At 54.3% G+C, this 13,742-nt stretch carries 10 protein-coding genes; 5 read left to right on the top strand and 5 right to left on the bottom strand.

The window, feature by feature from the left end; translation table 11 throughout:
- The first annotated feature begins 37 nt into the window (after positions 1 to 37).
- The 4 genes from IPJ96_11355 (at position 38) to IPJ96_11340 (ending at position 7,959) form a co-directional block, all read left to right on the top strand.
- Entirely contained in the window at positions 38 to 1,378 is a 1,341-nt protein-coding gene (locus tag IPJ96_11355; GenBank protein MBK7910931.1) for a histidine--tRNA ligase, read from the top strand.
- Positions 1,379 to 1,396: 18 nt separating this feature from the next.
- Positions 1,397 to 2,869 (top strand): histidine ammonia-lyase, encoded by a 1,473-nt coding sequence (gene hutH / locus IPJ96_11350; protein ID MBK7910930.1) that lies wholly within the window; start codon positions 1,397 to 1,399, stop codon positions 2,867 to 2,869.
- Between the two features lie 118 nt (positions 2,870 to 2,987).
- Positions 2,988 to 7,265, top strand: a complete 4,278-nt coding sequence (locus IPJ96_11345; protein MBK7910929.1) for a gliding motility-associated C-terminal domain-containing protein — start codon at positions 2,988 to 2,990, stop codon at positions 7,263 to 7,265.
- Between the two features lie 43 nt (positions 7,266 to 7,308).
- Positions 7,309 to 7,959, top strand: a complete 651-nt coding sequence (locus IPJ96_11340; GenBank protein ID MBK7910928.1) for a sterol desaturase family protein — start codon at positions 7,309 to 7,311, stop codon at positions 7,957 to 7,959.
- On the opposite strand, the gene IPJ96_11335 is transcribed toward IPJ96_11340, so the two are convergent.
- The 3 genes from IPJ96_11335 to efp all read right to left on the bottom strand — a co-directional run bounded on the left by IPJ96_11335 (position 7,939) and on the right by efp (position 10,878).
- Complete coding sequence (locus IPJ96_11335) at positions 7,939 to 9,723, bottom strand: T9SS type A sorting domain-containing protein (protein ID MBK7910927.1); 1,785 nt, start codon at positions 9,721 to 9,723, stop codon at positions 7,939 to 7,941. The genes IPJ96_11340 and IPJ96_11335 overlap by 21 nt on opposite strands.
- Before the next feature lie 49 nt (positions 9,724 to 9,772).
- Positions 9,773 to 10,231, bottom strand: coding sequence for an energy transducer TonB (locus tag IPJ96_11330; GenBank protein ID MBK7910926.1), 459 nt, complete (start codon positions 10,229 to 10,231; stop codon positions 9,773 to 9,775).
- An 86-nt stretch (positions 10,232 to 10,317) separates the two neighbouring features.
- On the bottom strand, positions 10,318 to 10,878 hold the full coding sequence (gene efp, locus IPJ96_11325) for an elongation factor P (GenBank protein MBK7910925.1): 561 nt from the start codon (positions 10,876 to 10,878) through the stop codon (positions 10,318 to 10,320).
- A gap of 312 nt (positions 10,879 to 11,190) precedes the next feature.
- Here efp and IPJ96_11320 point away from each other — a divergent pair, with 312 nt between their 5' ends.
- Positions 11,191 to 11,919 (top strand): hypothetical protein, encoded by a 729-nt coding sequence (locus IPJ96_11320; protein MBK7910924.1) that lies wholly within the window; start codon positions 11,191 to 11,193, stop codon positions 11,917 to 11,919.
- Between the two features lie 73 nt (positions 11,920 to 11,992).
- Here the strand turns inward: IPJ96_11320 and IPJ96_11315 are convergent, their stop codons facing one another.
- Both IPJ96_11315 and IPJ96_11310 read right to left on the bottom strand, forming a co-directional pair.
- Complete coding sequence (locus IPJ96_11315; GenBank protein ID MBK7910923.1) at positions 11,993 to 13,237, bottom strand: dicarboxylate/amino acid:cation symporter; 1,245 nt, start codon at positions 13,235 to 13,237, stop codon at positions 11,993 to 11,995.
- A gap of 28 nt (positions 13,238 to 13,265) precedes the next feature.
- Positions 13,266 to 13,685: a GNAT family N-acetyltransferase gene (locus IPJ96_11310; protein ID MBK7910922.1), complete on the bottom strand. Its 420-nt coding sequence runs from the start codon at positions 13,683 to 13,685 to the stop codon at positions 13,266 to 13,268.
- Positions 13,686 to 13,742: the final 57 nt, after the last annotated feature.

The following is a 13,742-nucleotide window of genomic DNA, read 5'->3' as shown; positions in this document are numbered from 1 at the left end:
CATCCAAAACCGAATTCCCATACGGTTCCGGACCATTATGAAACCGAGTTTACCCAAAGGCACACGCGATTTCTCTCCCGACGAGATGCTTCGTCGCGCCCATATTTTCGACACCATTCGTACTGTGTATCAGCGCTACGGATTCCTGCCCATCGAAACACCGGCAATGGAAAATCTATCCACGCTCGAAGGGAAGTATGGAGAAGAGGGAGACAAACTCCTTTTTCGCGTGTTGAATTCCGGTCCGGTCCTGGATCAAGTGAAAGCGGCCGGAAGTGCAACGGGCATGGAGATGCTGACAGAGAAGGGCCTCCGTTACGATCTCACGGTACCCTTTGCCCGCTACGTGGTGATGCACCAACACGAGCTCACTTTTCCGTTCCGTCGCTATCAGATCCAGCCGGTATGGCGCGCCGATCGTCCGCAGAAGGGCCGGTACCGGGAGTTTTACCAATGCGACGCGGATGTGATCGGCAGCGACTCGCTCCTGAATGAAGTGGACCTGATCAACATCATTCACGACGTCTTCGATGCCCTGGAACTCGGTGTTAAGATCCTGTTGAACAACCGGAAAGTCCTGAGCGGAATCGCCGGGGTGTTGGGCGAGCAGGAGCGGATCATCGACATCACCGTCGCCATCGATAAGCTCGACAAGATCGGCCTGGATAAGGTCAACGAGGAGCTGAAGGGAAAAGGCGTGAGCGAAACGGCCATTACCCGGCTGCGACCGCTGATGGAGTTGAAGGGAAGCAACGGCGACAAGCTGGAAACCCTGCGTGGATTCCTGGCCGCTTCGGAGACCGGCAGGAAAGGGATCGAGGAGTTGGAACAGATTCTCTCGTATTTGCCGAACGAACGACAGGTCGAGATCGACATCACCCTGGCGCGCGGATTGAACTATTATACCGGCGCGATCATCGAAGTGAAGGTGAATGACGATCGTTCCGCCTTCACCAGCAGTATATGTGGTGGCGGACGCTACGACGACCTTACCGGCATCTTCGGACTGAAAGGCGTTTCCGGTGTCGGCATTTCATTCGGTGCCGATCGTATCTACGATGTGTTGGAAGAGATCAAGGGGTTCCCGGATTTCAGCACGGTCTCTACCCGGGTGCTCTTTGCCAATTTCGGCGAAGCGGAAGCACGGTACTGCCTGGGGCTTTTGCAGCGACTGCGCAACAACGGCATTAACGCGGAACTCTATCCCGATGCGGCGAAAATGAAAAAGCAACTGGCTTATGCCGATGCGCGGAAGATCCCGTACGTCGCGTTGGTGGGAACAGAGGAGATGAAGAACGGACAGGTGACCCTGAAGGATATGCAGAAGGGCGAACAATCAACCATCACCTTCGAGGAATTGCTGCACGTTTTAAAATAAGTTGAAGAACAAATCATCATGTATAGTATCTCGTTAACTGGCCTTGATTTTGAAACGATCGAACGGATTCTCCGGGAACGCATTCCGCTGAAGCTTTCAGAAGATGCGAAGCAACGCATTCGCGAAGGCCGCCGGTACCTGGACCTCAAATTGAAGGAACACAAGGAGCCGATCTACGGAATTAACACCGGTTTCGGGTCACTCTATAACAAGTCGATCAACGAGAAGGACCTGGGCGCCTTGCAGGTCAACCTGATGAAATCCCATGCCTGCGGAACAGGAGACGAAGTGCATCCGGATATCGTTCGCTTGATGTTGTTGCTCAAAATCCAGGGACTGTCTTACGGCAATTCCGGCGTGCAACTGCAAACGGTCGAACGCCTGATCGATTTCTTCAACAAGGATATCCTGCCCGTCGTCTATCAGCAAGGTTCCCTGGGCGCATCCGGCGACCTGGCTCCGCTGGCTCATCTTTGCCTGCCGTTGATCGGAGAAGGGGAGGTGGACTATCAGGGGAAGCGTTTGCCTGCTTCGAAAGTACTGCAGTCGTTGAAGTGGAAACCCATCGCGTTGCAGTCGAAGGAAGGCCTGGCACTCTTGAACGGAACCCAGTTCATGTCGGCCCACGGCGTGTATGCAGTGTTACAGGCGATGCATTTGGCTTCCATGGCCGACATCATCGCGGCTGTTTCGCTCGAAGGATTCGACGGTCGTATCGATCCGTTCGATAAATCCTTGCATCGGATCCGTCCGCACCAGGGGCAAATCGACGTGGCGGAAAATTTCCGGAGTATGCTCAAAGGTTCCCAACTGATCAAGCGGGCCAAGGAGCATGTGCAAGATCCCTATTCGTTCCGCTGCATCCCGCAGGTCCACGGCGCTTCACGTGACGCGATCCAGTACGCGGCGAATGTGTTGCATGTAGAAATCAACGCGGTGACCGACAATCCGACCATCTTCCCTGAGGAGGACAAGATCCTTTCCGGCGGCAACTTCCACGGACAACCGTTGGCCCTGGCCCTCGACTTCCTGGCCATGGCCTTAGCGGAGCTCGGTTCGATCTCGGAGCGCCGTACGTATCTGCTCATCTCCGGCCAACGCAGTCTGCCGCCTTTCCTGGTCGCTAACCCGGGCTTGCATTCCGGATTCATGATCCCGCAGTATTCGGCCGCTTCGATTGTCAGCCAGAACAAGCAACTCTGCACACCTGCCTCGGTCGACTCGATCGTATCCTCCAACGGACAGGAAGATCATGTCAGTATGGGCGCCAATGCGGCAACGAAAGTCGTGCGCGTGGCATCCAACCTTCAGACCATCCTCGCGATCGAACTCTTCACAGCCGCCCAGGCGCTGGAATTCCGACGCCCGCAGAAGTCATCGCCCGTGATCGAGAACTTCGTAACCTCATTCCGGAAGCGCGTGTCCTTCGTGGACGAAGACCGTGTTCTCTACCGGGATATTGAATCCGCCCGGGAATTCCTGGCCTGGTAGCCTTGTTTCAGCCCAAATTGTCAGCTTTCCCATGTCGGAAAATCGGGACAATGGCCTTGAAACAGTCTATTTAGTACGGCGCCGGAACCGTAAATTTGTAAAGAATACTGAATTCCCCATGCAGCGCCGACTGCTCCTGACCTTCCTTTGTATTTGCAGTTCCTTTTGGGCTTTCGCTCAATTTCACCGGATGGAAGGTCTGCGTCTCGACGGATTCAGTGTCCGGCAGCGGGATGTATCGGAGGAATTGAAGCAAGCTACCAAACCCGAACTCAGCGGGCATCCGGACCTAGGTCTTTTCCCGTATAACGGTCCCCCCTGTACGGATTGCTTCGAACTGATTGAGAAGCGATCGGCGGAAAGCCGGTACTTTGTACAAAAAGGTTCCGAGCAAGGACATTTTTTTCAGCAGCAATCGCTGGGTCCGATCAACTACCGTGATCAGCAAGGCTACTGGCGGGAAATCGATCCGCGCTTCAAGCCGGTGGGCGGTCAGCCGAAACAATTTGCCGCTACGCAACAGCCCTCCCCTTTGATGGTGGATCTCGGGAAACCTGCTGCAGCATTGTTCAATGATGATGTTGCGATTCGATTTCTGCAGGGCGCGTATTTGTATGTGCGAACTGCAACAGGTGTCTTTCAGCTTCCTGGTGGTCCGAATTTTCACGCCATCACGGCTGGCGACGATGGTATCCGTGTAAAGGATTTTTACCCTGACGTTGATTTGTTGATCCTCACGCGTCAGGGTGAAGCGGAAGTGGATGTGGTATTGAAACGACCGATTCCAATTCCGGACGGGATGCTCATCTTCGGGCAGGGAGTGTCATTGCCAACCGGATTTCAATCTCGTCGCCCGGACAATGGTCCAGTCAACACTTTTATCCATGCACCGATCCGATTTTCCGATGCGTCCGGTTCGGATCGTTTCGGTGTGGAAAGTTGTTTTGCTTTTGACAACACGCCTGGAGCCAAAGCCTTGCCGATCGAATCGTTTTATGGAGATGAAAAACTGGAGGTAGCCGTACCGGTCAGTTGGCTGCAGGATCCTGCCACCACTTACCCGGTCGTGATCGACCCGGTCGTTACCAGTGTGAATTCCATTGGAGCGGGGCTTATCGCCGGTACGCGCTATGGTGCGGTTTGCTGGACCAATAGTTGCGACTATAACCTGGTTGTCCCTACGCCGGCCAACGCCGAGCTGACGAACGTATACTACAGCTTCGAGTATTACGCAGTGACCAACCTCTGCCAGGCACAGGACGGAGGATATAACATTACTTCCGGCGCGTGTACGGCGCCCAGTGCGGCACCGGGGGTCTTTACCTGCCCGTTTCCGTTGACCAATTTCAATTGCTCGGCGACCAATGTGATGGTAACGGCCGATCTCTTCGGGTGCTTGCCGGTTCCCGCCTGCGCTCCCCAGAATGTGAGCTTCGATCTCCACTTCTTCCGGTGTAACAATGATCCGGATCCCACCTGTTCGCTGAACTGTATCCGGGCAACGCAACCCTGGATCATGATCATCGAGGGGCGGACACTGGAGGTGTACAACATTACGCCGACGCAAACCGTCTGCGAAGGCGATACGGCCACGATTGTGGTGAATGCGAATTACGGCATCGGTCCCTATACCTATAGCTGGTCTCCTGCCGCAGCTGCCAACGATACGATTCGCGTAGCACCGGCTACCGCGACGAACTATACCGTTACCGTCACCGATGCCTGTGGTACTACCGGTAGTCTTACCACCGATGTGCAGGTGACAGCTGGCAACAACCCAGGCTTTACGATCACACCCAATCCGGTCTGCGTCAATCAGCCGGTGACCTTGCTTGGTGGAGGAGCCGCCGCTGCCTCCGCCTATGACTGGGTGATGCCCGGTAGCAGCGCGCCGGGCGGCGTCATTCAGAATAACCGATCTCCGATCATCGATTACGCGTTGCCCGGCAGTTATTCCATTACCTTGAATTACCAGTCGGGTACCTGTGTATTTGATTCATCGCTTACCATCACCGTTGATCCATTGGATTCCGCGGAAGTAGGCCTGGCCGCCAACCCCTCCGGTGTCATCTGTCCCGGTACTTCCGTTCGGTTTCTGGCCGCACCGGTGAATGGCGGTTCTCCGACTTACGCCTGGCTGATCAACGGCATCGCGGTTCCCGGAAACAGTTCGGATTCACTGGTCACTTCCTCCCTGAGCAACGGAGATATTGTCCAGGTGGTCATGAACGCGAGCGGAGGTTGTCTGAGCACTTCGGTGGATACGGCCACCTTGTTCGTCGCGGTCAGTAATGCTGTCGCGCCCGATGTTCAGATCAATCCGGATACGTCGATCTGCCCCGGTTCTTCCGTTACGTTCTCCGCAACGCCGGTCAATGGAGGAGGAGCTCCGACTTATCAATGGTCCGTTAACGGCACCATCGTTGGCGGAGCAACCGGCTCGACGTTCTCACCGGTGCTTACCGCAAACGACACCCTGGTGGGTGTTGTGATGACCAGTTCTTTGGGTTGCATCAGTACACCCACCGCACGGGATTCCGTCCGGATCAACTTCCTGTCGCCGCTAACACCTGCAGTTTCCCTCCAGGCTACACCGGTCGGATCGATTTGTGCCGGAGATACGATCCGATTCCTTGCGCAACCGACCACCGGCGGTGCCGCGCCCTTGTATCAGTGGTATTTGAATGGAGCAGTAGCTTCAGGCTGGGGGACCGACAGCACTTTTGTGCTGATTGCCCCATCCGATAACGACAGCGTTCGTGTCACCTTGCAATCAAGCGCTTTTTGTGTGACGACCACCGATGCCAACGCCTCCTATACCATCGATGTGATCGCTGCCGTCAGTCCGTCGGTTTCCTTGCAGTTGGTGCCATCCGATACCTTGTGTGCCGGTGATCCGCTGACTGCAACGGCATCCGCGATCAACGCGGGATCGGGTACCTATAGTTGGTACCTCAACGGAGTTTTGCAAGGGATAACCGACAGCATTTTTACCAGCTCAAGTCTGGCCGATGGCGATGTCCTGGTGGCGGTTGTGCAGTCGGGTCTGAGTTGTGCGTTGACCCCGTCGGATAGTGACACGGTACAGTTCACCGTTTTGCCGGTCGAGGCCCCTGCGATCAGCATCTCACCAGTCTCTGCCGGACTTTGCGAAGGCCAACCCGTACAGCTTGCCGCAAGCTATTCGAACGGAGGTTCCTCGCCCTCGATCGTTTGGGATGTCAATGGTGTCTTTCTGAGTACAAATGATACCATAACTGCCACGCTGCTGAATGGCGATGTGGTAACCGTAACACTGGGATCGAATTCGCGCTGTGCCACTTCGCCAACGGCAAGCGCGACCTACCAGGTCGTACTGCAGCCCGTGGTGACTCCCTCCGTATCGATCACATCCTCTCCGGGCGATACACTATGTGTGGGACAAAGTGCCACACTCTACGCCAGTCCGGTGAATGGAGGCGGAGCACCCTCCTATACCTGGTATGTTAATTCGCAAGCTGTGTTCAGTGGCAGCGATGTCTATACCACCCCCAACCTGGTTCAGGGTGATGTGGTGCAGTGTGTCATGATGAGCAACGCGCCCTGCCTCTCACAGCCGGGTGATACTTCGAACATCATTCGGATCCTGTCATTCCCACCTTTGAGTGTTTCCCTGCCGGCAACTGCTTCCGCATGTCCCGGTACTCCGGTCCTGTTACCGGCGAATGCATCCGGTGGCGACGGTGGTCCCTATACGTTTACTTGGACGAACAGTGTTTCCGATTCATCGACCCTGGTTCATTATCCGACGGCCAACGGATACGTTTCGGTTTCCGTCCGCGATGCCTGTGGTTCGACCCCTGCGCGTGATTCGGTATTGGTGACGCTGCGACCTGCTCCGGTTTCTTCGTTCATCTACGATCCGGTCGAGCCCTTCTCCTTCGACAATACGGTGTCGTTCATCGATCAATCAGTGAATGCGACCTCCTGGACCTGGATCATTGCCGATACGGATACCGTGATGACCCGGAATCCGGTCTATACGTTCGAACAGCCCGGTACCTACGATGTCACGTTAATTACTGTCAGCGGGAACGGATGCACGGATACACTGACCTACCGAATCTTCATCCGGGAAGAGATCGCGGTTTATTATCCGAACAGCTTCACGCCGAACAAGGATGGCAAGAATGACCTTTGGTTGCCGATCGGACAAAGCCTCGGCGCGTTCACCTACGCGATCTACGATCGGTGGGGACAGATCATCTTCGAAGGGGACGAAGCGCATCCCTGGCCGGGCACGTACAAAGATTCCGACCGTCTCATCCCCGAAGGGGTATATGTGTACCGGGTTGACCTGAAAGACGAAAAATTCGATCCAAAGGTTGTCGCCGGACGGGTTACCCTCATCCGTTAATCAGCTTGCCGGATTCCTTCCCCAGGCTTAATTTCGTATTGTCGTGGCCAGGAATTTCATTAGCAACAAGGACGAATCAGTCCGGATGTTCCAGAATGACCTTCTGGATAAACTGACGCGGATCCATTTTTCCGTGCCACTGTTCATCTTCGTTCCGGTCATTCTTTATTTCATTTACCAGTCGTTTTTCACATTAGGGTTAACGATCCTCGCGTTCGGTGCGTACCTCTTGTTCGGCCTATTCATCTGGACCTTGACGGAATACGTTCTGCACCGCTTTGTCTTTCATTGGTGTCCGCCCGGTAAATGGGGAGAACGGATCCACTTCATTTTCCATGGCGTGCACCACGATTATCCGAGTGATAGCAAACGACTGGTCATGGTTCCGACCGTCAGTATACCGCTGGCTGCACTCTTTTTCTGGCTGTTCCGGCTGATGATCGGACCTGTTCACGTCGCTCCCTTCTTCGTCGGCTTTTTGTGTGGGTATTTGTTTTATGACATGACCCACTATGCCATCCACCATTACAACTTCAAGAGCAAGTTCTGGCTGGACCTCAAGCAACACCACATGCGGCACCACTACCTGGATGCACACAATGGTTTCGGTGTTAGTTCGAAATTCTGGGACCTCATCTTCCGTACCACCTTCCGCCGTAAAAGCGAAAGCACATCAATCGGGCAGCAACATTAACCGCTGACGAATCTCCGAGCCCTTTTCAAGAATTTTGACTAGGTAGCTTCCTGCCGGTAAATACGGAAGGGCAATTCGCATGACTTGATCCGTCGTCAATGGATTTTCGAAAACCAATTGACCATGCGAATTGAAGAGTTGAATAAGTCCGGAAGTTGAAGCTTCATGATTTTCTTTCCGGAGAAAAAGTTCGCGACTTGCCGGGTTGGGATAAAGTACGTAGTCGGAAGGAGCGGAGGTTGAGAGACCGGTTGTTATAGAACGTTCACAAACCGTCAGCGATCCACCGGCGGCGTAACGATCAAAGGCCGGGTTGCTTCCACTGCCGGTGACAAATGGGACACCGATCCCGGGCCACGAACTCCCGCTCCACCAATCCGGTTGTCCGCTGAGGTAATAAGATGAATCCGGCAGATTACCGGTTCCGGCAGGTGTCAGGGTTCCCCGTACCATATTGCCGTGTTCAAAATGACCACTACCCGCCAGGGTATAATTGCCGAGGAATAATCCGGTATTCGGCACTTCATTCCCTACGAATGTCTGGGAGTCTGATTGCATGGTGGCGGAGGTCATCAGGATCCCGTAAAGCTCCGCACGGTTTCGGAAAAACGTGTTGCGTGGACCGGATGGGCCCCAGGTCTGGTCGAGCTGGATGTTTTGGACGATGTTGCCTTCGAACAAATTGGCATAGGAATAATGACCGTGCATGGAGATGTCCGCCCCGTAGTTGGCCGGGAATTCGGAACGGTTCGGATCGCGGGAGTAATTGTAACCTACTACATTACCGTTGGCGCCGCACTGGAAGGAGAGCGAGTGCCGAAGATTTCGAAAGATATTGTCTTCAATCAGGCAGTCGCTGGTGTGAAAGTAGAGCGCGATGCCATATCCGTGCATGGAAGCTCCGTCGTATTCGTAGGCATCGTGGAAGTAGCTGCCGGTAACGGTGATCTGCGCAGCGGCATCAAGCAGGATGTGCGCGCTGATGCTTGTGCCGACATCGATCCCTTTCACGTAGCAATTCACCGCGTGTCGAAAGTTGATCAGCGGACAGAAAGCGGCCGTTACATTATCGCTGCGGACGATGGAGAAACACTCGAGTCCTACCTCACGGGCAGGTCTAAAGACGGAAACCTCCGGATTGAGCCCTGGATCGTAGCCGATGCGCAACGAACGATCGCAGATCAGCGTGTCTCCACTACGGCTTGTAACCTGAAGGATCTGACCGATGGAAAAATCTGCCCAGGAGATCGGTTGTGTATCCCAGGATCCATTTTGTTGTCGGGTTTCGATCCAGTCGCCGGTCTGGATCACGCCGCCATCGTTTACGACCAGACCTGTGCTGCCAGCTTCAGTACCGCCCGTCATGGGGAACCAGGTTCCGTTTGCACTGCCGCTGATTATTAGCCCGTCTCCGGCGGTCCCACCGAGATCCATGGAGAGTTGAGTGCTATCCGAGCCGGCTCCCCGAAGGATCAGGCTGTCTGGAATGTCCAGTGTCTGTCCGATCTTGTAGTTGCCGGGAGGGAAATAGATCACGGCCCTTGATCCGTTGATGCCGGAGAACAGGGTGGTCAGTGCCGTGTGTTGGTCGGTGACCCCATCGCCGATGATGCCGAAATCGGATACATTATAAATCGTAACGGAATCCGGAAAATTTCCTGGATAACCCGGGTAAGTCCAGTCTGAAAGGCGTTCGGGCGGAAGTGTCTGTGCGGTGGTATTCAGCCAACCGGTAATGCAGAGCAGATAGAGGAGGGGGCGCATGCGTTGTCAAGTTAGCGAACTTTTCCAACGAAGACACATGCGTCAGCACTCAGTTTTTATCCGGGTCGATGCGAATGGAGTAGGTGTAGGTGGCGCCGCCGTTCTTTTTTTCCGGCGTTGTGGTTTTGCCATCACCGATGTAATTCAATTTGATCGACGCACCTGTATCAGGCTTGCTGACCGGGTTCAGCCGGAAATGAATCGTGACGACCATGTGGAAGACGACGTGCATACCCTGGTATTTCTTCTTGGGGTATTGCATCAGCCGCACGAGGCGCAGCGCTTCTTCATCGCAGCCGTACCCGATACCGTGCGTGACCTTCGCTTCAATCACCTTTCCGAAGACATCGACATCATACGCGACTTTGACCGCTCCTTCTATCCGGTTGGCCACGGCTTCTTCCGGATAGCGGAGGTTGGTACGGATGAATTCCTGAAAAGCCGTGTTCCCTCCCGGGAAAACGGGTTTACGAATAAAACTTTCCGGTTTAGCCTTCCGCTTTGCCATGTTAAAGGATACGCAATTTCGGTCGGGAGGTTCCTATAAAAAGAAAGGCCATCCGGATGGATGGCCTTGCATGAAGTCGTAATTCGTTATTTCACCTTGCCGACGTAGCTGCGATCGCGGGTGTCGATCTTGATGACTTCCCCATCGTTTACAAACAGCGGAACCATGATGGTGGCGCCGGTCTCCACCTTGGCGGGCTTGAGTGTGTTGGTAGCGGTATCGCCACGAACACCCGGTTCGGTATAGGTAATGGCCAGTTCGACAAAGGTCGGGGCTTCTGCGGTAATCGCGTTGTCGCCTTCGAAAGCAACCTTGACGATCATCTCTTCCTTGAGGAGGTCGGCGTTTTCGCCGAACATGGATTTGGAGATGTACACCTGATCATACGTTTCCGGATCCATCACGACCATGTTTTCGCCTTCCGGATAGAGGTACTGCATTTCCTTGAATTCCACGCGGGCCAGTTCAACCTGTTCGCCTGCACGGAAGCGGTTTTCGACCACTTTGCCGGATTTGAGGTTGCGCATTTTTACCTGGTAAAAAGCGCGCAGGTTGCCGGGGGTGCGGTGGATGTATTCGGTCACCTGGCAGAGTTCGCCGTTGTAACGAAGGATGCTGCCTACTTTAATATCGGATGTATCTGCCATGGGCTGATTTTATTGATTTTCAAGGGTTGCAAAGGTAGTGAATCCTGCCCGATTTTGAAAGAAAAGCCGGATTCCGTGAGGATTTCAAACATTTTAGGACCTGCCAGCGTTCCTATCCTGCTAACAGTACATGGTATTTTGCCTGGGTACCACTAAATTGATTCCGTTTATCAGCTGTTTTGAAACAGCTGATTGCATGGTAATTGACAGGGCCGGAGCCTGCTGTGCCCCAGCCATGTTAACATACTTTATCACATCAAACTCAACCGTCAGATCCACTTGAGCCTGGCGAATCAACTACCTTCGCCCGACGTGCGAGTCATTCTTTGTGCCCTCTGGGCCATTCTTCAGGTTTCTTTCTGCGCCAATGGACAAACCGATAGCATCCGTGTTCTGGTGCGCGGCCGGGCATTCGATGCAGCCGATCCCAACCGGCGCCTGGACGACCTGATGATCATCAACCTGCGCACCAATCAGGGTACGTTCGGGTTGGCGGACGGCAGTTTTCAATCGGTGGTCGAGCGTGCCGATACGTTCATCATCGCCAGTACCGGTTATGAGTTCCGGAGGATTTGTCTGGCGGATTCCGCAGGTCGCGCTGAGTACTTCCTGCGTGTGCCGCTGACCAGGTTGAACGTACAGCTCAAAGAGGTTGCTATCTTTTCTCCCCGACAGCTCGATGCCATTTACCGCGACATCGAAAAATTGGGATATCGTAAGCGTGATTTCCAGATCGGAGGCGTGGATGCGCTCCAAAGTCCGATCACGTTCCTGTATCAGGAGTTCAGCCGGTTGGAGCAATTGAAGCGGCGAAACGCGGAGCGGATCAACAACGAGCGCCGGCGCGAACTGTTGCGTGAGTTGTTGGCGAATTACGCCGCGGCTGATATCATCCACCTCGACAATTCGGAGTTTGACGACTTTATCGACTTCGCGAACATTCCGGAGCAATACATGAAAACGGCTACTCAGTACGATTTCTGTATTCACGTCAAACGGAAATTCGAGTTGTACCGGATGACGCGCGGCAGGAAGTTCTGATCGATTCACAGCGTGTGGGTGTTAGAAACCGTGCCGAGTGATCAGTTGGACCGTTGGTACTTTTTCAATCTGTTCATTCTTCGGCATGACCGTGGCCTACCGAATAGCCTTCCCACTTACTGACCACAGCAGTCGCTACCGCGTTCCCCATCACATTCGTGGCGGAACGTCCCATGTCGAGTAGCCAGTCGATCGCCAACAAAAGAGTCAATCCTTCCTGGGGGATGTTGAACGCGTGGAGCATGCCGGCGATGACGACCAGCGAGGCGCGGGGTACGCCCGCCATTCCTTTACTGGTGATCATGAGCATGAGCATCATGGTAACCTGTTGCGAGGTACTGAGTTCGATCCCGTATGCCTGGGCGATACTCATGGTGGCGAAAGTCATGTACATGATCGATCCGTCGAGGTTGAACGAATAACCCAGCGGTAAGACGAAACTGACGATGCGGTCAGGGCAGCCGAAGCGTTCCAGCCCCAAGATCGTCTTCGGCATGGCAGCCTCGCTGCTGGCAGTGCTGAAGGCGAGCAGCATCGGTTCCCGGACGTGCGCTAACAGACGAAAGAATGGAATCCGGGTGACGATACAGACCAGGAGCAACACCCCGAAGAGGAAAACCAATAAGCCTCCGAAGAAACAGAGGATGATCTGCAAGTAACCTCCGATGACCCCGAGTCCTTTGGAAGCGATCACGGACGCTGTTGCACCGAATACAGCGACTGGTGCCAGTTTCATGACGTAGGCGGTCACTTTGAGCATGATGTGCGCGACGGAGTCGAAGAACTCCACAACGATCTTTCCCTTTTCATGCAGGGAGGCGGTGGCCACTCCGAAGAAAAGCACGAAGACGATGATCGGCAGTATCTGGTTGCGGGCCATCACGTCGATGACGCTCTCGGGGAAGATGTGGGTGACAAACTCCTTTGCATCAAAGGACTTTGCCTGAACCGTCGTTTGGGCCGCTGCTCCCAGTTGCAGGGCTTTACCGGGTTCGAAGATGTTGACGATGATCAGGCCCATCAGCAGGGCCACCAGTGTTGCGCCGGTGAAGTAGATCATGGTCTTCAGACCGATGCGCCCGACCGTTTTGAAATCACCGGCCTTCGCGATTCCCGTCAGTAAAAGGGAAAACACCAGCGGTGCGATGATCATTTTGATCAGGCGCAGGAAGATGTCACTCAATAGGTGCATGTTATCCGCAAACGGACGGATGTTCTCCGGGTCAGGCCAGTTGGCGCGATACCAGGCACCGGTTGCCAGGCCGAGCAGGAGGCCCAGGATGATCCAGGTGGTCAGCGTAGGTTTGAATGACTTCATAAAGAATGAGCAGTGTAAAGTACGAAGATCAGCGGTAAATGTCCGGCTGGTGCAACTCCATCCAACGGTCGGGAATTCCCAGTCCTTTGAATCCGAACCGAGCATAAAGCTCGTGCGCATCGCGTGTCGCCAGCAGCATACGACGAAGTCCCTGCAGGGCCGGGTGGGCGATGATCTCTTCCATCAAGCGCCTGGACAAGCCTTTCCCGCGGTGCGCGGGCAGGATAAAGACATCGGCGAGATAGGCGAAGGTGGCTTCGTCTGTAATGACCCGGGCAAAACCGACTTGCTCCCGGCCGTGATACACGCCAAAACACAAAGAGCCATCGACCGACCGACGTACCACCGATTCCGGGATATCCTTCGCCCAGTACGATTCGCGCAGGAAATCGTGAATTACCGGAAGTTGTAGTCGACGTTTATCGGTGCTGATACTGTATCCGCTCATGACTGTTTGACGCTTTGCCGGAAAAGTAATAATCTCGCTGCAGGAACAACAGCACGT

The organism is Bacteroidota bacterium, from assembly GCA_016713765.1.
In the GTDB taxonomy this organism is placed as follows: Bacteria; Bacteroidota; Bacteroidia; order AKYH767-A; family 2013-40CM-41-45; genus Pollutiaquabacter; species Pollutiaquabacter aromativorans.
The sequence above is the reverse complement of the archived record's forward strand: the minus strand, read 5'-3'. Positions and strand labels throughout refer to the sequence as shown.

What these genes read in the sequence shown, in the direction of transcription:
- IPJ96_11355 (MBK7910931.1), top strand. Translation starts at nt 38, where the DNA reads ATGAAACCGAGTTTACCCAAAGGCACACGCGATTTCTCTCCCGACGAG.
- hutH (MBK7910930.1), top strand. Translation starts at nt 1,397, where the DNA reads ATGTATAGTATCTCGTTAACTGGCCTTGATTTTGAAACGATCGAACGG.
- IPJ96_11345 (MBK7910929.1), top strand. Translation starts at nt 2,988, where the DNA reads ATGCAGCGCCGACTGCTCCTGACCTTCCTTTGTATTTGCAGTTCCTTT.
- IPJ96_11335 (MBK7910927.1), bottom strand. Translation starts at nt 9,723, where the DNA reads ATGCGCCCCCTCCTCTATCTGCTCTGCATTACCGGTTGGCTGAATACC.
- IPJ96_11330 (MBK7910926.1), bottom strand. Translation starts at nt 10,231, where the DNA reads ATGGCAAAGCGGAAGGCTAAACCGGAAAGTTTTATTCGTAAACCCGTT.
- efp (MBK7910925.1), bottom strand. Translation starts at nt 10,878, where the DNA reads ATGGCAGATACATCCGATATTAAAGTAGGCAGCATCCTTCGTTACAAC.
- IPJ96_11315 (MBK7910923.1), bottom strand. Translation starts at nt 13,237, where the DNA reads ATGAAGTCATTCAAACCTACGCTGACCACCTGGATCATCCTGGGCCTC.
- IPJ96_11310 (MBK7910922.1), bottom strand. Translation starts at nt 13,685, where the DNA reads ATGAGCGGATACAGTATCAGCACCGATAAACGTCGACTACAACTTCCG.